General features: G+C 47.2%; 16 protein-coding genes. 6 read left to right on the top strand and 10 right to left on the bottom strand.

The features are described 5' to 3' along the window. Nucleotides 1-827: 827 nt before the first annotated feature. Entirely contained in the window at nt 828-3074 is a 2247-nt protein-coding gene (locus tag CWC22_RS14195; protein ID WP_138537669.1) for a zinc dependent phospholipase C family protein, read from the top strand. A 305-nt stretch (nt 3075-3379) separates the two neighbouring features. Here CWC22_RS14195 and CWC22_RS14190 read toward each other — a convergent pair whose 3' ends face one another. From CWC22_RS14190 to lptD, 8 genes are all read right to left on the bottom strand, one after another. After that, on the bottom strand, nt 3380-4132 hold the full coding sequence (locus CWC22_RS14190; protein ID WP_138537668.1) for a hypothetical protein: 753 nt from the start codon (nt 4130-4132) through the stop codon (nt 3380-3382). Between the two features lie 206 nt (nt 4133-4338). Then, nucleotides 4339-6354 (bottom strand): methyl-accepting chemotaxis protein, encoded by a 2016-nt coding sequence (locus tag CWC22_RS14185; RefSeq protein WP_125559882.1) that lies wholly within the window; start codon nt 6352-6354, stop codon nt 4339-4341. A gap of 113 nt (nt 6355-6467) precedes the next feature. Next, nucleotides 6468-7265: a symmetrical bis(5'-nucleosyl)-tetraphosphatase gene (locus CWC22_RS14180; protein WP_138537667.1), complete on the bottom strand. Its 798-nt coding sequence runs from the start codon at nt 7263-7265 to the stop codon at nt 6468-6470. Beyond that, entirely contained in the window at nt 7265-7654 is a 390-nt protein-coding gene (apaG, locus tag CWC22_RS14175; RefSeq protein WP_010382612.1) for a Co2+/Mg2+ efflux protein ApaG, read from the bottom strand. Before apaG ends, CWC22_RS14180 begins: the two co-directional genes overlap by 1 nt. Next, nucleotides 7638-8444 carry a 16S rRNA (adenine(1518)-N(6)/adenine(1519)-N(6))-dimethyltransferase RsmA gene (rsmA, locus tag CWC22_RS14170; protein WP_125559886.1) on the bottom strand — a complete coding sequence of 269 codons (807 nt, stop codon included), beginning with the start codon at nt 8442-8444 and terminating at the stop codon, nt 7638-7640. Before rsmA ends, apaG begins: the two co-directional genes overlap by 17 nt. Continuing rightward, a complete protein-coding gene (gene pdxA, locus CWC22_RS14165; protein WP_138537666.1) occupies nt 8441-9433 on the bottom strand; it encodes a 4-hydroxythreonine-4-phosphate dehydrogenase PdxA in 993 nt (330 codons plus the stop codon). Before pdxA ends, rsmA begins: the two co-directional genes overlap by 4 nt. A 13-nt stretch (nt 9434-9446) precedes the next feature. Continuing rightward, nucleotides 9447-10733, bottom strand: coding sequence for a peptidylprolyl isomerase SurA (gene surA, locus CWC22_RS14160; protein WP_138537665.1), 1287 nt, complete (start codon nt 10731-10733; stop codon nt 9447-9449). Between the two features lie 14 nt (nt 10734-10747). Further along, the gene (gene lptD, locus CWC22_RS14155; protein ID WP_125559892.1) at nt 10748-13030 is read right to left on the bottom strand and encodes an LPS assembly protein LptD; all 2283 of its coding nucleotides are present in this window, start codon (nt 13028-13030) and stop codon (nt 10748-10750) included. Nucleotides 13031-13127: 97 nt separating this feature from the next. Here lptD and CWC22_RS14150 point away from each other — a divergent pair, with 97 nt between their 5' ends. The 3 genes from CWC22_RS14150 to djlA are packed head-to-tail and all read left to right on the top strand — an operon-like array spanning nt 13128 to nt 15701. Beyond that, on the top strand, nt 13128-14159 hold the full coding sequence (locus CWC22_RS14150) for an aminoglycoside phosphotransferase family protein (protein WP_138537664.1): 1032 nt from the start codon (nt 13128-13130) through the stop codon (nt 14157-14159). Continuing rightward, nucleotides 14156-14833, top strand: coding sequence for an N-acetylmuramate alpha-1-phosphate uridylyltransferase MurU (murU, locus tag CWC22_RS14145; protein ID WP_138537663.1), 678 nt, complete (start codon nt 14156-14158; stop codon nt 14831-14833). The genes CWC22_RS14150 and murU overlap by 4 nt, the downstream gene beginning before the upstream one ends. After that, nucleotides 14823-15701, top strand: coding sequence for a co-chaperone DjlA (gene djlA / locus CWC22_RS14140; protein WP_125559898.1), 879 nt, complete (start codon nt 14823-14825; stop codon nt 15699-15701). Before murU ends, djlA begins: the two co-directional genes overlap by 11 nt. 18 nt (nt 15702-15719) lie before the next feature. Here djlA and CWC22_RS14135 read toward each other — a convergent pair whose 3' ends face one another. Next, the gene (locus tag CWC22_RS14135; RefSeq protein ID WP_171045032.1) at nt 15720-16580 is read right to left on the bottom strand and encodes a DUF3530 family protein; all 861 of its coding nucleotides are present in this window, start codon (nt 16578-16580) and stop codon (nt 15720-15722) included. Between the two features lie 122 nt (nt 16581-16702). On the opposite strand from CWC22_RS14135, the gene CWC22_RS14130 reads away from it, so the two are divergent. Beyond that, nucleotides 16703-17656 (top strand): DUF368 domain-containing protein, encoded by a 954-nt coding sequence (locus tag CWC22_RS14130; protein ID WP_138537693.1) that lies wholly within the window; start codon nt 16703-16705, stop codon nt 17654-17656. 222 nt (nt 17657-17878) lie between these two features. Further along, the gene (gene nhaD, locus CWC22_RS14125) at nt 17879-19336 is read left to right on the top strand and encodes a sodium:proton antiporter NhaD (RefSeq protein ID WP_171045031.1); all 1458 of its coding nucleotides are present in this window, start codon (nt 17879-17881) and stop codon (nt 19334-19336) included. Here the strand turns inward: nhaD and CWC22_RS14120 are convergent. Next, nucleotides 19316-20326, bottom strand: a complete 1011-nt coding sequence (locus CWC22_RS14120) for an ATP-dependent 6-phosphofructokinase (protein ID WP_138537661.1) — start codon at nt 20324-20326, stop codon at nt 19316-19318. The genes nhaD and CWC22_RS14120 overlap by 21 nt on opposite strands. Nucleotides 20327-20346 lie beyond the last annotated feature (20 nt).

The following is a 20346-nucleotide window of genomic DNA, read 5'->3' as shown; positions in this document are numbered from 1 at the left end:
TTGCGTGTCAGGATATGTGACAGTACCCATCCTGGGAGGTGCTAAGCAATCTAAGAGTCATTTTGCTGAAAAAATTCACACGGGTATTGGGAATATTTTTGTCACCTCTCATGCCTGTGCTCGTAGTCAAGGCGGCCATTCACAGTTATGAGAAAAGCCATGGCTATGGACCAACTTACAATGAAGGTAATCGAGCGTTTTCAATCTTGCGCTTAGGGTGGAGAGTTTACGCTGGGCTGGCTGTACAGCACTGGACAAAGACTTGTGGTGAGAGATGAAGTCAGCGCGAGAGTGTAACCAAACCATTGGTACAAACGGGCGATAATTAGGCTGCTGTAGTTTAGTCATACTGGTTAACTGATACTGTCATTTCCGGAGTGCTCCTCGTTAATCTATGTAAGTGTCTGAGCCACAGATAACCGTTAATCCATTATTCAAACTATGCTCACTACAGGCCTCGCAGGCTTGGGACTTATATTCAGTGCTGAAGAACCAGTTACTTCCAGGTATATTTCTGAGTAACACATTTACTTATGTCGATAGATATGCTGTGAGCAATTTAATCTTGTAGGGAGTGCCCATTGGGAGAGTGAAACAGTGGCCTTACCTTTGTTATATTTAAATTATAAATAAAAGATATATTTTTAATTTATTTCTGTTTTTATTTTGATTGTGATTTTCTGTTAATAATTCCTGCCTTTAACTTTGTTAAATTATTAAATGTGGAAATAGTAATTGAGAACTTGCGCGATAAATGGATAATGCGCTCGAATTTAACGAAAAAGGAGTTGCTTCTCATTATTAAGAAGTAATTATATAAAATAATTATGAAGTTTTTTAAATTTTTATTTTTTCTGTCTGCGTTAGTTAGCAACATGGTTGCTGCCTTCGAACTAAAAACGCATATGTATGTTGGTAAAGAGGTCATCAATGACTTACGTGATCATAAAGTATCAATCCCCCCTTATGGTGACTTTGCTGTAAATAAAGATTTAGCAAGTGCTATTCTGGCAAATCAAAACTTGTACTTACTGGGTACAAATGGTCCCGATGTTTTACCTGACTTTATTGGCGGACAAGTCACTGTTCATGCAGGCACCGGTTGGAATAGTAACCAGTGGTTAACCTATTTGTCGACAAAGCCAGATGGCATATCTTCCTCCGAATGGAGCGCGTTTTATTCAGGGTATTTAAGCCATGCCGCCAGCGATGTGTTTGCCCATACTTATGTTAACTCTTACGCGGGTGATGCGTTTGATCTGGGTGATTCTGATGCATTTGCTGTAGAGATAAGACATAAATTACTAGAAATGTATATTTCTAAGTATCAACCTTACAGCTTACAGGCAAGCAGTGTGCTTAATGTGTCGTCCAATCAAATAAAGGCAATTAAAGAGAAATTGCTGGATAACGATGGCGTGTCAGCTCAATATAAAAAGTCAACGTTTTCAAAACACCTTCAAAGTATGAAAGCATTTGAAGATGAAGCGGCTGAGCAAGCTAAGCCTCTTGGTATTTTAAAACGGACACTAGAGAGTTGGATCAATATCTCGAAGCAGCGGCAAAAATATTACAATGATCTGATTGCCGCGTATGAAAAGGGGGGCGCCGAGCGCGAAGAGCAGCAAAGAAATATCTCAAGACTTGAAGAAGAAATAAAAGAACTTAACCGGGGGAACATAGGTAACTATGTGGTATGTGAACTCTTACCATTCTCTCCATCTGCTTTTTGTCCTTCTTTCGATGACCCATTTAGGAATTGTAAGGATGCTGATGAATATCGTAAAGAGCAGGAAAGGAAAGGGTTGTGTTTGTGGAGTGACGATCATGCAAGACGTATAGTTGATGAATTAAAAAAGAAAGAGGACGAGTTAGCACGATTAAAATCTGAACTTAAATCTATCTGGGACAGTAATCCTGAGCTTAAAAAAACAGCTAAGGCGCTGGGTATCAAAGAACTGTCAAAGAATGAAGCTGTACAGGCACTTGCTTTGGTTACGACCGCATTAGCCCTTGGCTATGAGTTAGATGTAAAAGCAATTGCGTTGGATGCCGCCTATTCACAGTTTTTTAAGTATTCAGTAGAAAAAGCAGGTGAAGCATACATTAGCGCTAATATCAGTACGGCAAAACTAATCGCGGATGGTAAAAATTATACAGTTAGTGCTAAGCCAATTACAGAATGGCTGGCTTGTTACGGTCCTATTTATACGGGCGATCCAATAGGAACTGTTACTCCTCACATGTGTGAAGCGGCTAAGAAGCTTAAAAATTTACAAAGCCAATTATCTGAATCTCTAAAAGACCTAGCTAAAGACCATAATGGTTTGGCAAGTATTTACTCTCAGTATAATCAGATAAAAAAGGATATTAACGCGTTATCTGAAAGGATTGGTAAGCATGTCGTTAAAGAAATTCTCAATGACGATCAGGAAAAAATGCTTCGCTGGATTAGCAATCCGCCTTCCGATGATGTGATTAATAATGCTTTCAAAATGGATGGATTAAATAAGAAGCTACTTCTAATTCCAGATGTTTCTGAAAGAATAAAAGGGGACATGCATTTAAAAAATGGGAAATTCAGTCCTCAAGAGTTTGCGCCTGTTTATAACGCAATTCAGCTCTCTAAGTTAGCACTGTTAGGTAAAGGTGAGCTTAATCGTCTCGCCCGTAACGCTGGGGTTGATATTCGCCATGTTCCAAATAGTAATATTATGCTTGGTTGGATAGCGTCTTTAGACGGTAATCATGCTTGGATGGAAAGATCGCCGAAGTTGCCTAGACAGCATGGTCATGAAGATCAAAAGCGAGACTATGAACGTCAGTATAGCGTGAGGCCATTCTATTTTTGGGGTGCGGAAGCGGCCAGAGATCAAATTTTCTTAAGAATATTTAAGGGTCCGTTGGCGCCCGGTTTAGTTGCGGCAGATACAATTGGTGAGAGCAATATCCTGCCTGATTACTATAAAATAAGAAATTGCCATGAAAGTGCATTTCAGTTGGACCAGACACACTTTGAGCGATGTTTACCCATTGCAGCCTGGTTAATACCAATACTTTCTGTAATAAACTAACCAAAGTAAAAGTGAGGATATAGATCCTGTTAGTGATGGCTATGCCTGACCTGACTGGGTCTATTGCTGGACTTCACTTCGCTTTCACCTCAATGATACTGTCTACATGCAGGTGGTGTAATTCGGAGTCACGAAATTAGTGAGGTGGCTGAATTAGTGTAATCAGACTGCCTTGCAAGTTGTCGCCTCTTTGTGCTTACAGGAATCGCAGAGGCATTTGGGCTGGCAATGACTGCATGGGTCATCCAGACATATCTTATCGCCAGGTTGATAAGATAGACTGCCATATACCAGCCATTTTGTTGTTAAAACCGATAGCCTAAATTAAAGTTTGCAGTAGACTTTGACTGGCTTCTGTTAAACCAATCGGCGTGATGTTGAGTGACCTCAAGCGTACCAAATAGGTTGCGTGTGAAAGTATACTCAAGCGCTAGACTGACACCGTAGTTTTTACCATCACTGTTGATGAGGTCCGTTTTACATTTTGTTTTGCAAGTGCTGGAGTTTGGGATGTAATAACGACCGTCAATGTCGCCGTCCTGATAGAACACGCTACCATATAGCAAAAGCTCCGGGGTCAGGCGATAGCCACTAATCAACGCCACATCGATGGCGTTTTTATCAAATTCCCAGTGAGCGTTATTATACGCGTTACCGCCGATATAATTGCCTGCTTCAACTCCAGAGTCATCACCACTGACATAGCTGATACTCACGGCATGGGAGACATCGCCGCTGCTGGCCTCTTCTCTGCTTTTGCCGTAAAACTGGTATTTCAGACTGTATTTTCCTTCTCCTCCGGCTGCCCAGCCTAATTCGAAACCGTTGCCCAAAGACAGCTCTGCTGCAGCGCGTAAATGCGAATCATCAGTCACGTATTCGGTGGTGTTCAGCGGGATGACATTAAGGGTATCTGTGCTCAAAGACAGACTGAGGTGAAAAGGGGATTTATTTACCTCCGGGCTTGCAAAACGCGCTGTGCTATTGACAGATTCAGGGCTGGAGTAGCAGCCACCCAGTAAAGTAGAAAGTGCAATTAGAAACAGTATTTTTTTCATTATTTTTTACTCCGTTAAAAACCGCGTAAGTGTGCAGGATTGTCCCTTAAATTACAACTGTTGACGGAGTGGTTACGATGGGCCTGTATGTCCTGATCAGAAAAGCACTATTTATCTTAAGTAAAAAATTGGTATAAATGTTGTCTTGATTGCAACAGAAAGGCCCGCTCACTGAGCGGGCCTTTGACATTACTCATTAACAGATATCAGACTCTGAACTGGTCAACAGACAGTCTCAGTTCTTCGGCTAGTTTGGCCACTTCTGAGCTTGAAATAGACGTCTGGTTTGCCCCTTCAGCCGTTTGTTCGGCGATGGTCACAATGGATTCAAGACGTTCACTGATCTCCTGAGAGACTTGTTGCTGTTCATTGGCTGCGTTGGCAATTTCTTCACTTACGTCATGTGCACGAGACACGGCGTCCGTGATTGAATTAAGTGCTTCATTGGCCACATCACTTTGGTGAACACAAGATTCAGCTTGTTGCTGGCCTTTCGACATCGCGCTGACGGCTTCTTCTGCACCGCTTTGCAATGATTCGATCATGGCCTGGATCTCTTGTGTCGACTCCTGCGTTTTGCTGGCCAGGGAGCGCACTTCGTCGGCAACCACCGCAAATCCACGACCCTGTTCACCGGCACGTGCTGCTTCGATGGCGGCATTCAGGGCAAGCAGGTTAGTTTGTTCTGCAATACCACGGATCACATCCAGGATGCCGCCAATCGCTGAGCTGTCCTGATGTAGCTTGTTGATTACTTCAGACACCGCTTCGACTTCATGAGCCAGCTGTTCAATGGTGTGCTTGTTATCCTGAGAAATGCCCTTAACGCGCTCGGCCTCTTTATCGGCATTCTTGATTTCCTGCAATGCCTGATGGGCACTGTTGCTCACGCCGTGGGCTGTGCTGCTCATCTCAGTGGTTGCCGTCGCGGCTTGCTCAACCTGAGACTGCTGGCTCTTAATTGCCTGGCTAGACTCAATGGTAATGGCTGAGGTCTCTTCCGAGGCAGCAGCAAGCTGAGTTGAGCGTGATACGATACCGGTGATCAACTCTCGCAAACTGGCTATGAGGCTGTTACAGCTGCGCGCCAGTTCACCAAACTCATCTTTTGCTGAGTCATCCAGTGTCTGGGTCATGTCGCCACGAGCGACGATATTTAAGACGCGATTAACTTCAGACAAGGGTTTAGTAATACGACTGACAGTAAGGTAAGCGATGACGATTGCTAACAAGGCAGCCATGATCATACCAACCCAGGTCCACATATTTGCAGAGGTGACGTCTGCACGTACTTCATCCTGAATATCAAACGCCAGTTGCTTTGATTGTGCAACCAGTTCACCAAGCTGTTTCAGGGCGGTGTTGGTGGTCGCTTCAGCGGTGTCTAACTCTGTACGAGTTGTTTGTCGTGCCGCGATTAGCTGACCAACATTGCCGGAAATGCCGTTAGCACCCTTTAGCTGAGTTAGCAGGTCATCGTAGTATTGTTGTAAGTCGTCTACTAAAGTGCTGTCGAGCTGCGCGACTGTGGTTGTCATTAAAGACATATTGCGTTCCAGCTCTTCCAGTACATAGGCCTGTTCCTTATCAACGATGTCCAGCGTGTTGCGCTCTTTGATGGTCATCATATCTGTGCTGGTTGTTACCGCAGAACTAAACAGGTTTTCTAATTTTGTTGCTGCCTGATAAGCGCGGCTGTCACTATCCTGTAAGCCGTCTAAATCGAGGATATCCAATACCACTGTCGTGGCATCCTCGGCGGCCATTTCTGTGTCTTCAAGTTGTTGCTTAAGTGTCTTTACCAACATTAGCTCGCGGGCCTTGTTACTCAACAAGTCCTGCACAGAGGTCGAGAATTGGTTGAAGCTTGATTCGACTTGGCGTTTGCTTTGCGCCAAACCTGGGTCTTGATCAACCACAGCACCTAACTCAGAAAAGGTTTTATTGAACGCTTGCTGACGTTCATTGAATTTTGCCTTGAGTGAGTTCAGCTCATCGGGTGATTGCGTAAAGTAACTCCCCTGGGCGAGTTTACTCATCTGAGTGAACTCAATTTGTAACGCAGCACTGCTGTCCAGAGCGGGCAATGAAAGCGAATTAACCAGTCTTGTGGAATTATCTATATTGGCGATCCTTAGCAGCGAGTTTCCTCCGATCATCAACAGGAGTAGAGTGATTATTATAAAACCACCCCAGATACGTTGGCTTACAGTCAAATTCATACGGGTACCATCAAATTAAAGCTGAATGAATGCTTATCGGATTTATTGCGCGATAGTTAAGTATTTTATAGCAGATGTGAATTCAAAATTCAGTAAAATCGGCTGAGAAACAGTTAATTGCTCGAAATTTGCTCATTTGCGTCTAAATCAAGCAGGGTCATCGGTCCTCCCCACACACACCCTGTATCTAAAGCAGTGACATTGGGGACTTTTGTGATCCCTTGCAGGGCTGCCCAGTGCCCAAAAAGGTAACGATTGGCGTCACTTTGGAAGCGTGGATGAGTAAACCAGGGACGTAACTCGCCGGCATCATCCAGTGTGCCTTTATTGTCAAAATCGAGATGCCACTGCGAAGTCAAGAAGCGCATCCGGGTAAATACATTGACTATGGTATTAAAGCGGCTTTGCTCATCAGTATCCAGTAGCAGGCGGGGCTCTTTACCGTACATCGCAGGCAGAAACTGGCAGGCCTCATCGCCTTGATATTTTTGTTGCGCCCAGCGACCTAATGACAGGGCTTGTTCAATCTCCCAATCAGGGTGAATACCTGCATGAGAAATAAAGGTGCGGTAGTTATCAAGATACACGCACAATGGCTGACGGCGCAAAAAGGCCAGATAATTTGGTAATTGAGGGTGCTGGTAAAGGGCGTCGAGCTTGTCTTTAGGGTTGGGTGTTTTGCCCAGTAATACATTGCAGATAAGGTGTAAGTCGTGATTGCCAAGGGTAATAGTGACGCAATCCTGGTGGCGAAACACAAAGTCGAGACAGCCGAGTGAATCTGGGCCCCGAGCTACAATATCGCCTACCAGATAGAGGTGGTCACACGCTGGGTTGAAGGCAACTTCCTGCAACAGCTGCTTTAACGGTGCAAAGCAGCCTTGCAGATCACCGACCACATAATTGGCCATTAGTGCAGGATATCCGGGCGGCTCAGTCGGAATACCTGAATTGGTGCGCGAAATTCAGTGCCAAATTCATTGCGCATCACATAGTAGCCTTCCATTGTGCCAACTGGCGTATCTAACACTGCGCCGCTGGTGTACTGGTAACTTTCTCCTGGACGGATCGTTGGTTGCTCTCCGACTACGCCATCACCTTCGACTTCGGTTTCTTTACCGTTGGCATCGGTGATCAACCAATAGCGGCTTTCCAGCTTGGCATTACACAAGCTGTGATTTTTAATGGTAATGGTGTAGGCAAAGACATATTTGTCTTTTTCTGGCTGAGATTGGCCTTCAACATAAAAGGCTTCTACAGATACTTTGATCGGTGAGCCGATCTCACTCTTTGTTGTCATAGATCCAGTTTGCTATCTCAATAAATTGCGAAAGGGAAATATTTTCGGCACGTAAACCCGGGTCTATCCCAAGGTCACTCAGTTGCTCGGCAGTCATTAAGTTCGATAAACTGTTGCGCAATGTTTTACGTCTTTGATTAAAGGCTTCAAGACACACAGTGTTCAGCACTTTGGTGCTCTTTGCACTGCGTTGTTGCGCATCTTTGGGGATCAACCTCACGACCGCAGAGTCAACCTTGGGTGCTGGTTTAAAGCACGTGGGAGGGACCTGGATCACCGGAATAGCGTGACAATAGTATTGTGTCATAACACTCAAGCGGCCATAGGCTTTACTGCCTGGTCCAGCTACCATGCGGTTTACCACCTCTTTTTGCAGCATGAAATGCATGTGCTCAACCTGATCTGCAAATTCAAATAAATGAAACAGCAGTGGCGTAGAGACGTTATAAGGTAAGTTACCAAAAATCTTGAGCTTTTCATCGCCTTTCAGGAGCGTAGAAAAGTCAAACTTCATAGCGTCGCCTTGATGTACCGTGAGTTTTGGTCCCATAAAAGGGTGGTGGATCAGGCGCTCTGCCAGATCGCGATCCAGTTCCACAACAGTTAGCTGGTCACTCAGCTCTATCACGGGCTCAGTGATGGCGCCTAAGCCTGGACCTATCTCTACCAGATTGTCTGTAGGCTTGGGATCGATGGCCGTCACAATCTTATCGATGATGTTGCTGTCGTTAAGGAAGTTTTGGCCGAAGCGTTTACGGGCTCGGTGGCCCAAATGTACTTTATCTGTCATGAACTCTGTGTTTTTTTGGTGGCGAGCTTAATTGCTTCGCGGATCGCTAATTCGAAACTACCGACTTCTGCGTTGCCACTGGCGGCAAGATCGAGTGCCGTGCCATGATCAACAGAAGTGCGGATGAAGGGCAATCCGAGTGTAATATTTACCGAATTGCCAAATCCTTTGTATTTTAACACAGGTAAACCCTGATCGTGATACATTGCCAATACGGCATCGGTATTTTCGAGATATTTCGCCTGAAATAGAGTATCTGCGGGCAGCGGGCCAACAAAATGCATACCCTGCGCATTGAGCTCGGCTAACACCGGCTCTATGGTATCAATTTCTTCATTGCCCAAGTGGCCACCTTCACCAGCATGCGGGTTTAGCCCGCATACCAGAACATTTGGCTTTTCAATCCCAAACTTGGTTTGCAAGTCCTGATAAAGAATATGTGCCACTTTCGTGAGTCGGTCATGGGTAATGGCTTTAGATACATAAGCAAGCGGAATGTGGGTCGTGACCAGCGCTACACGAAGTCCCTCTGTGGCCAGCATCATAACCACATCGGGGGTATTGGACTGCTGCGCAAAATATTCAGTGTGACCACTGAAGGAAATACCAGCGCGATTGATAATCCCTTTGTGCACGGGTCCTGTCACGACGGCATCGAATGTGCCGTCCATATTTTTTTCCGAGGCGATACGTAAGGTATCTAAGACGTACTGACCGTTGCGTTCATCCAGCTCACCTGCGGTGACGTCACAGCCACGGTCTACCTGGAGGTAATAAATACTGCCAGGCGGCGCGGCTACGGCTGGTGCATCAGGGTCAAACGGAATGAGCTTAATGGTCGTATTTAGCTCCCTGGCACGCTGTAGCATGATGTCTTTATCCACAACCGCGACTAGCTGTGCAGGCCAGTCGTGTTGTGCAAGTTTGATGACCAAATCAGGCCCTATCCCTGCCGGCTCACCGGGGGTGATTGCGATTCTTAAACTCATCTTAGTTCTTCTATTAGTCGATTACTTCTACGTGCGCCTGCTCGCGCATTTCACGCATCCACTTAAAGCTCTCTTCTTTAAACTTACGACGAAACAGAAGTTGGTGGGCACGATTTGCTTTCGCTTGCTCTGTTTTATCAGCAACACGCTTATCTAGCAACTGAACGATGTGCCAGCCAAAAGTGCTTCTGAATGGCTCACTAATCTCATTTTGCTCTAGCGACATTAAAGCATCGCGAAATGCAGGTACGTAAGTAGTCGGATCTGTCCAGTCATATTCACCGCCTTTAAGCGCTGAACCAGGATCTTCTGAATGCTCTTTAGCCAGCTCAGCAAAGTCTGCATCGCCATTACGCAGATCTGTCACAAAGCCTGCTAACATATCTCGTGCTTTTTCTTCGCTAAGGATGATCGACGGCTTTATCAGGATATGGCGAGAGCGCATTTCCACCCGCTCAACGACCTGACGTCCGCGGATGTCTTGTACTTTTAGAATATGGAAGCCAGCACCAGAACGCAGTGGGCCGATAATGTCATCTTTTTTCTTGCCTTTTACCGCTTCTGCAAACAGCGTTGGCATTTCGTTGATGCCCATCCAGCCTAGCTGACCACCATCCAGTGCTTTAGCGCCGCTAGATGAAGCGATGGCGATACGCTTAAATTCTCGGCCTTCATTGAGAAATTCAATGACTTTTTCGGCACGTTCACGGGCATCTTCGATGTCTTCCGGGTTCGCTTTGCTGTCAACTTTGATCAGGATGTGGCCGATATCATATTCTTCTGACTGGCCAGTTTGTTGTGCCAAAATTTGTTGTAAATTGGCGATTTCCTGCGGGCTGATATAGATACGGCGATCTACCGCGGCGCGTTGTACTTGCGAGACCATGATTTCAGTACGAATCTCTTCTCGATATGCCTGAAAGCTCTCGCCTGTGGCTTCGATCGAGTTACGTAGATCGGCAATGCTGCCACCTTGATCTTTGGCCATGCTGGCTAGTGTCTGATCAAGCTGAGCATCGGAGATTTCCATACCCATACGTGCAGCCATTTGCTCCATCAGCACCTGATCAATGAGTTTTTCAATGGCCTGGATACGTAGTACGTTATCTGACGGAAGCTCAGTGTTTTGTTGCTCTGCTTGCTCTTTCACGCGGTTAAGGATCTTGTCCACTTCGCTTTTTAGTACCACACCGTCGTTAACCGTTGCGACTACTTTGTCCAGCTGGACACGCTCAGCCCAAACGGGTTGTGCCAGCGTCATACTTAAAATTGGAACTAATAATAGCTTTTTTAAATTCATAAGAGTCTTTGTTGTTAATTATTTAAAAAGAACGGTCTGCGGTAACCAAAGATACCCGAACGTAGTAACTGGCTAGCATCATATCTTGATTTGCTGCCTAACCCTTTTAACACAAAATTGATACCAAAGCTTGTGTCAAAAATTGCGTCATCACGCGAAATCGTTTGGTTAAGGTCAGTTTGTATTTGACGTTTACCTGTTATGCGCACCGCCCAGCAGCATGATTCGTACTGCAAACCAGCAAATACTTCAACGCTGCGGTTAGCCGTCATATCACGATGATAGCTGGCAACCAGCTGCCAGTTTTCATCTATGGGTAAGCTACTGAACAGACCGATTTGATCAATTTCGTATCCTGAGACATCACTGGCGTAGTGATGGTTCAATTGAACGAGCTTTTTATTGCTGCCTCGATAGTCGAGTGTCATGTGAGACTGGATCAGCTCCTTTTCGTCAGCATCATACTGCAAACCGGCGGAGAAGTACCAACGACGGTGCCAATGCAACATACTTTCAGCTGCAAATAAGGCGTTGTAGTTTTTACTGCCAAACTCCTGGCTGTTTTGTGTCAGTAGGTTGGTTTCCAAAGATTGCTCTGTGGGTTTAGCTGAGTCACTGAGATAGAGGATCTGGCCCATGCTGAAGTTAAAGCGCTCGCTGTTGTTGCTGTCGAACAATCGGGTCGTTGCGCCCAGCGTAAATTGGTTTGCCTGCGCGATAAAGTCGACGCCAGAAAAGCGCTGCTCGCGGAATAAGCCAAAAAAGTCGTCCTGCATTTTTATGGTGTCATACAATGCGATACCGGACTGGTCTTTTCTGGGTGTGTACAAATACTGGATCTGTGGCTCCAGCGTTTGCGTACCTTGTTGCAAAATGAAGTTTGTTGGCCGTTCCAGGTTTAACTGGCCATGTAAGCGCAGTTTAGGGAGTGTACGGGAAACTGATTTTTTATATTGAGATTGTGAGAACGCCTCATCTCCGTCCTGCTCATAATAGGTATGCATCAGGCTCAGGTTAGAGGCAAATGACCAGGCATAGGCGTTGTAGTCATAAGACACACTTGGCTCGAAGTGAATTCGGGTTGCGTCTGTGACGGTTAGTTCATCGTTAGTAAAGTGGCTGATTTGGCCTGTGAGTCCCCAATTGAACCCTTGATAGTTTTGCGTCACATGGTTAACTGTGAGCTGGGGCAACACCGCGTATGACTCAGTGTGGTTACCCAAAACTTCGAAGTTTTGTAGCTTCAGGTCAACGGCCCATTCATCACCTAAATAGCTGAGCTGACCGGTACGGTATAGCTGAGTGTCTGTTTCATTGGCGTATTGGGAGTCTAAATCTGAAATATAGGCGTCATCACTGACATTGGTGATGTCGACGCTGGCGCGCCAGTTTTCATCAAAATAGCTGTTTTGGGTCCAGTTGACCAAATATCGCTCATCAAGTTGCTTGGCAGAATCGTCCTGTTCCAAAAACTCTATGGCCAGTTGGCCCTGATGATGTTTGGTCAGGTAACGAAATTCCGAAATCAGCTGAGTGCCTTTTTTAGACATGTAGCGTGGTGTGATGGTTGCGTCGTAATTCGGGGCCAAATTTAAATAGTACGGTATTGCAACTCCTAAGCCGCGACGACTGGAGCTGCTAATCGTCGGTGTGAGCACACCGGATTTGCGGCGATCATCTATGGGAAATGTAAAATAGGGTACATAGACAATCGGTGTATCTAGTATTTTGAGGATCGTATGATGCGTTTCACCCCAGCCACTGTCACGATTCATGACAATACTGCTGGCCTCGATTGACCAAAAAGGGGTTTCTCCTGGACACGTGGTAAAGCTGGAATTGAGCAAATCAACCTGATTGGCGGTGGCATGCAGTTTTTCGGCGCTGCCATGGCCATTTTGTTGGGTCAGCCAATAATCTGCACCGAGCAGGCTGAATTCGTATTCCTGGAGATTGGCAAACATTCCGGTACTGTTAACCAGGGTGTACTTATCCTGAAAAACGAGTGGGCCGGTGGCATTGAGTAATCCTTGCTGTTTGTCTATCAGGGCAGCCTGAGCTGACAAGCTCATGATATTGGAGCTAATGACGACATTGCCACTGAATTCAGCACTGTCGACGCCCTGTAATTCAACATTGTCAGACTGAATATCGATAGCGCCACTGGGCAAATCAGCGATGGGTTGCCAGTTTTTAGGCTGAAAGTAGTCTTTACACTGAAGGCCATCAATGTTCGAATTAGCAAAAGTCGCTGTACTGATTAGGGGAAGCACGAAGAGGCCCCAAGCTTTGCTCATTTATCAACCTTGTTTGCCGAAATTCATTTTCAAGCCAGACATGATAAATGAAAAGCGTGTTAATTACAGTAGTTAAGAATAGGAAATAGTAAGAAAAATGACCCCAAGCCTGTCACCAGAGGTTGCGCTAAGAGCGCAGGCCCGCGCGGCCTTTTTGCACAATCATTATCATGCCTTACCGGAGCAGGTAACTGCCCTCGACGGAGACGCCAGTTTTCGTCGTTATTTTCGTGTTACCCACCAGGGCAACTCATCTATTTTGCTCGATGTAGCTCCTGAGATGGGTGACGTCACGGCATTTGTTGAGCTGAACACGATTTTTAGCCAAGGCAAAATAAGAGTACCACAGATTATTGCCGCAGATTGTGCGCTTGGGTTTGTGTTGTTAGAAGATCTCGGCTCTGAGCATCTGGCCGACCGGCTGGCTACAGCGTCTGAGGTGCAGGGAGACTATGAATCCTTGATTGATATGTTGCCTGACATGGCCCGTCTGCCAGCCAGTCCACTTATGAAGCCCTATGATGCGGCCTTCATTGACATGGAATTGGAAATATTTAGTGAGTGGTTACTTAATCGCTGGTTGGGTTTCGAGCCCCAGAAGGCCTGGTGCCAACAATGGACTGCGCTAAAGCAGGCGCTGATCAGAAATATGCTGGCACAAACGCAGGTGACCATGCATCGGGATTTTCACAGCCGTAACCTGATGTGGCACAACCAGCAGTGGGTGGTGATAGATTATCAGGATGCAGTCCAGGGCCCGGTAACGTATGACGTAGTATCTTTGCTTAAAGACTGTTATTACCGATTACCTGAGGCGCAGCTGGCCCATTTGCAACGTTATAGTTTTGAGGTATTGAGCAAAGCCGGCCTGCTGGCACCACACAGTTCTTTTGAGGAATATCAGCAGCAACTGGCGTGGACTGGGTTACAACGTCACATCAAGGCTGCGGGGATCTTTGCACGTTTATATTTGCGAGATGGCAAGCCAGGTTATTTGCATAACATTCTGCCAACTTTGCAATACATTTATGAGGCCGCAAAGTGTGTTGATACATTTCAATGGCTTGCAACCAGTCTGCAATCCGAGATAATACCCCTGGTACAGGCTAAGCTGGAACAACAAAAATGAAAGCAATGATTTTGGCCGCAGGCCGAGGCAAGCGTATGATGCCGCTGACGGCGACTATGCCAAAGCCCATGCTTGAGGTTGCAGGCAAGCCCTTGCTGGAATACCACATAAAACGGTTGGCAGACGCAGGCATCACCGACATAGTCATTAACCTGGCGTGGCAAGGCGAAAAAATACGTGAATACTTCGCCGATGGCAGTGCATTTGGTGTGTCTATTCAATACAGTGATGAACCTGAAGGGGGGCTGGAAACGGCGGGCGGCATTGTCCGGGCTCTGCCTGCGTTGTGCACTGAAACAGACACCTTCATTGTGATCAACGGCGATATTTTTACCGATTATGCAGTGCATGACTTGTCGCGTTTGCATCTGTTACCTGGTGAGGCCCACCTGGTATTGGTGGAAAACCCACCTCATAATCCGGACGGAGATTTTCCGCTGGCACATCAAAGTACCCATACTCAGGCCTATACGTTTGCGGGTATTGGCTTATATCACAAAGATTTCTTTAATGGAGTGCAGGAACAATTTGTTGCTCTGGGTCCGATGCTCAGAGCAGGTTTGGCGCAGGGGAGCGTCTCAACGGAACTTTATCTGGGGCAATGGCACGATATTGGCACGCCTGAGCGGTTAGTTGAGATCAACAACGCAGTGGAGCACACATATGTGGGGTAAGTTGTTGGGGGCTGGTTTTGGCTTTATGTTTGGCAAGTGGCTGGGGGCTATTCTCGGGTTTTATCTGGGTCATTTGTTCGACAAAAGCCTAAAGCAAGATTTTGATAAAGTGGGCGGATTCCAGGGCTTTTTAAATGGTGACGATCTCAGTGAACGCCAGGCGCTGTTTTTCTCCAGCTGCTTTTCTGTCATGGGCCATATTGCAAAGTCAAATGGCAGAGTCAGCGAGGTGCATATTCGTGCGGCAACGGCCTTTATGGATGAAATGGCGTTAACCGGTGATGATCGGCGTGAAGCACAACATGCGTTCAGAGCGGGCAAGGAAGCTGACTTTTCGGTGAAAGATGCGGTGCGGGAAGTCAGAGAAGCGTTTGCCAGGCGTTACGATTTACTGCAATTGTTTTTGGAAATTCAAATTCAGATGGCGTTTTCGGATGGCCATGTGTCTGAGCAGGAACAGGCATTACTGCGCGAAGTGAGCAAGTACCTGGGGATTTCTCAGACTCAGTATAATTTCTTGCTGCGCCGCTATCAGGCCGAATTTCGTTTTCGTCAGCAGCGCGCGCAATGGCAGTCTCAGCAATCTCAGCAGCGCCAGAGTGGGGGTCAGCAAAGGCAACAGCGAGAGTCTGCACGTGAACCTCAGTCATCAGCCGTATCACGCAGCGAAGCGCTTGCGGTATTGGGTCTCAGTGATGGTGCATCGGACAAGGACATCAAACGCGCGTATCGCAAACTGATGGCACAACACCACCCTGACAAGTTGGTGTCTCAGGGTCTGCCTGCGCACATGATGGAAATTGCTAAGCGAAAAAGCCAGAGTATTCAATCAGCGTATGAATTACTGAAACAAAAACGCAGTAGTTAAGTCAGTCTCCAATTCAGACTAGAGCCGGCGCAAAAAACCGGTTAATTCTTTACGCAGTCGTTGATGTTGCAAGGGCTGGTGCTGCTCCCCGAAAAGCTCTCTTTGGCGATAATCAAGTTTGCTGTTACGTCTGGCCCAGCGGCGGCGATCGTCTATGGTTTCCAGAACCAGGGGGCTGTCGAATGTATAAAAGACATCCAGCAAAGCTGGCGCGACGAGTGATAAGCTGGCTGGCAAGTGGCTGTTTCTCTGTGCATTGGCCAGCTGAGCGCTGACAGTGATCAGCGCATCGACCCGAACGCTGGGCAAAGTAGCCAGGTACTCTGCAAACAGGCCTGCACTGTTGCCAAATGCCACAATGGCAATGTGTTCCTGCTGACGCAACGCCAGAGTTTTATAGAGGGCTTCAAAACGGGCAATCAATGCGGCTTTGTAATTATCTAGCGCCAGTTCACTGAGCACCGGGATCGCCGAACTTTTTACTTCATTGGGCTGCGCGTCAATGATGTTCGCTGCAAGGTCACCGTTGCTTGAGAGATCGGGTACCGGCAAGGTATATGTATCGTAGCCATCGTCCGTTAGTGCCTGATGCAAGTAACTTAAGCCATTATTGTAAAGCTGGCTCTGTTCCATCCCGGGCAACAAAATAATAATGCCACGTTTTGGTGCAGCCATATACTCTGAGAATAAAACTGAGATTTCCTGCTCTTCATCCTTAATCGTCAGTAGCTTTTCGCTGCTCAGCCAGTAGCGTAGATCGCTGTCAAATTGTGAGGACCTACTCGGTGGGTTCTGTTGCTCTGCGGCCTGAGTTGGTGTTGTCACGACCAGGCTTATCATCAGGCTGACTGTCAGAAAAAACCGGGAATAATTGAGCATGTTTACGCACCTTACCTTGCTAATGCCCTTGTATCGGCAATTTACCGCAAAGCTTGAGGACATTCTGGTTGTCACTATGTGCAGCGTCACAAAATTTCGGTAAACTCGTGCCGAAAAAATCGATGGAGAGTGCTTTGAGCAATAAAACTGACACCAAACGTGATTTTATCTGGTTGTTTTTCAAAGGGGCAGGTATGGGCGCCGCCGACGTAGTACCGGGTGTGTCCGGTGGCACCATTGCGTTTATTACCGGTATTTATGCCCGTCTGCTTGGGGCAATTAAAAGTGTCAATCTGGACGCCATTAAAACACTCAGAAGCGATGGATTAAAGGCCGCGTGGCAACATATAGACGGCACTTTTTTGGTGGTGTTATTTGCAGGCTTGCTGACCAGCGCCGCTTCTTTGGCGAAACTCATTACTTATTTACTTGAGCACCATCAGTTATTTGTTTGGTCGTTCTTTTTTGGCCTGATCATAGCTTCGTTTATTCATGTCGGTAAGCAAGTCTCTCGCTGGGACCTGCCGACCATCAGTGCGTGCTTGGCAGGTGCAGCGATTGCCTATGTGATCACATCTCTGGCGCCTGCCGAAGCGGTGCCACAGACCTGGTATTATTTTGCCGCTGGTGCAATCGCAATTTGTGCCATGATTTTACCCGGTATTTCCGGTAGTTTTATCTTGTTGTTACTGGGAATGTATGGCCATGTACTTAGCGCGGTCAATGAGATGCAGGTGATGTTGATTGCTTTGTTTTTGGGGGGATGTGTGGTTGGTCTGATGGCATTTTCACGCCTATTGTCATGGCTGCTTAGTCGCTTCGAGCAGGTCACCTTTGCTTTGCTATGTGGTTTTTTGCTTGGTTCACTGAACTTATTGTGGCCCTGGAAGCAAGTGTTAACCACTTACACTAATTCTAAGGGCATAGAGAAGCCGTTAACGCAAGCCAATGTGTTACCGGGAGAGTTTGCTCGTATTTCTGGCCAGGAACCTTACGTACTGGGTTGCGTTTTATTAGCTGTGGCGGGCCTCGCCCTGATCTTGATGATTGAGCGGATCAGTCGTAAAGACGCCTAGTTGGCACTGAACTGTGGTCAACTGATAAAATTTCATCATCTTATCATACGGGTGTGTGACACTGTTCATACACCCGTTTTTTGTTGTCTGGCGGGGGAGAGCAACTCTAAGTAAGGCGGTGGGCTTAGACTTGTGTCGAATGCAGATGGAGCGAAAAGTGTGCTATCAAGTAGCCGCGCTCAAGTTAACCACGTTTTAACCCTGTTTCGGACCTGATAACACATGAAAAACTCGCTTTACGTTTTGCTCGCCTTAATTTTTCTGCTCTGGCACCCGACAGCGATATCAGCTGCGGCCAACCACGTTGCAACGCCCATCGACCTCACCTCGGCCGCCCTTGGCTGGATCTGCATTGCTATCTTTGTACTGGCTTATATTCTGGTCATGCTAGAAGAGAAGCTTCATATGCGTAAATCCAAACCTGTGCTGGTGGCCGCCGGACTGATCTGGATGCTGATCGGCGGCTACTATGTACTGCATGATATACCTGAGCTGACTGAGCATGCTTTTCGGCATAATTTACTTGAGTTTTCAGAACTGATGTTATTTTTGCTGGTGGCGATGACCTATATCAATGCCATGGAAGAGCGGCGCTTATTTGATGCCTTACGGGTATGGATGGTACGTCGTGGGTTTAACTTCAGAACTTTGTTTTGGCTCAGCGGCTTTCTGGCGTTCGTCATCTCGCCGATAGCGGATAACCTGACGACGGCTTTGTTAATGTGTGCGGTCGCCATGAAAGTAGGTCAGGGTGACAAGGAATTTATTAACCTCAGCTGCATTAATATTGTTGTGGCGGCGAACGCGGGTGGCGCATTCAGCCCGTTTGGTGATATTACCACGCTGATGGTATGGCAGGCCGGTATCGTGCATTTCGCTGAGTTTTTCTCTCTGTTTTTCCCGGCGCTGGCAAATTACCTGGTGCCCGCTTTGATCATGAGCTTGTTCGTAAAGAATAAGAAGCCAGCAGCCAGTGATGAGCACATTGAACTTAAGCGTGGTGCGCGGCGCATCATGGTGTTGTTTTTAGTGACCATTGCTACAGCGGTCTCTTGCCATAGCTTATTACACCTGCCACCGGTTCTGGGTATGATGATGGGGCTAGGGTATTTGCAGTTTTTTGGCTATTTTTTACGGACCACTTTACCCAATTCATTGGACAGAAAGCGCGCTGAGGCAGAGCAGGCCGGCGACCAGGAACGTCTGAAGGCGCTGGGCAATGTGGTGCCTTTTGATGTCTTTGCGAAAGTGTCACGCGCCGAGTGGGATACCTTGCTGTTTTTCTACGGCATCGTGATGTGCGTCGGGGGGCTGGGTTTTCTGGGATATCTGAGCCTGATGTCGGAAGTGTTGTATGGAGACTGGTCTGCGACGGCTGCCAATGTGTTCTTAGGTGTGGTTTCGGCCGTAGTCGACAATATTCCGGTGATGTTTGCCGTATTGTCAATGCAGCCTGAGATGTCCCATGGCCAGTGGTTATTGATCACGCTGACTGCCGGGGTTGGCGGCAGTCTGCTTTCTATTGGCTCGGCGGCGGGCGTAGCATTAATGGGACAGGCCAGAGGCTATTATACCTTCTTTGGTCACCTGAAATGGACGCCAGTGATAGCACTGGGCTACGCCGCCAGTATCCTGGTACATTTATGGTTAAACGCCGAGTTATTTACGGTGTTTGACTAAGTACTCGGTGAGTACATCATGCTGTGCCTTAATCCAGCGAGCGTCAACCGGCTTGGCGGTGCCGATTGCATGGGTCAGAGGCACATTGTGTAACGCCGTCCCTTGTTTGCCTATCATAATCCCAGTTCGGTTATCCGTTACGGCATTGACGGCTTCCAGTCCCAGTTCTGTGGCCAGTAGTCGGTCTTCTGGCGCCGGGCTGCCACCGCGCTGGATATGACCAAGTACACAGACTGCGCTTTCGATACCAGCCTGCTCAGCCAATTGTGTTTTGAGGGCCTGAGGTCCGCCAGGCCAGAGGTTTTCAGCCAATACAATCACAAAGCTGTCGTGGTTGTATTGCTGTTGCACCTGGATCTGGTTTATCAGCCGATCCAGTTGTTGTCTGGTATCAGCAGAATCACAATTTTCGAATGACAAAATGGCCTCAGCACCGGTTGCCAGTCCGACATGAAAGGCAATATGGCCGCTGTGTCTGCCCATAACTTCGACAATAAACACGCGCTCAAAGGCGTTTGCGGTGTCGCGGATCTTATCTATGGCATGGGTGGCAGTCGTGACCGCAGTGGCAAAACCTATGGTGTTGTCTGTGCCAGCCAAGTCATTGTCTATGGTCCCGGGCAGGCCAATAACCTGACCTTCCCAGTGGGCTTGTATTGCTTCAAGTCCCCTAAATGAGCCATCACCTCCAATTACGATCAAAGCGTCAATCTGGTGCTTTCTGAGTGTATTGACGGCTTGCTTTGGACCTTGTGGCTCGCACATTGCGCGGCAGCGGGCACTTTTTAAAATAGTGCCGCCAAATTGCAGCACATTGGCTACATCCTGATGTGTCAGGGTTTGCCACTCGTCGTTTAACAGGCCGTTGTAGCCATGGAAAAAACCGATGCAGTCATACTGGTTGTGCTGAGCGCTATGCACGATTGCACGGATAGCGGCATTCATCCCGGGCGCATCGCCCCCGCTGGTGAGTATTGCAATTTTGGTCATTCAGTTCCCTGTACTGTGGC

Origin of the sequence: Pseudoalteromonas rubra, assembly GCF_005886805.2 — a bacterium.
GTDB lineage: Bacteria > Pseudomonadota > Gammaproteobacteria > Enterobacterales > Alteromonadaceae > Pseudoalteromonas > Pseudoalteromonas rubra_D.
The sequence above is the reverse complement of the archived record's forward strand: the minus strand, read 5'-3'. Positions and strand labels throughout refer to the sequence as shown.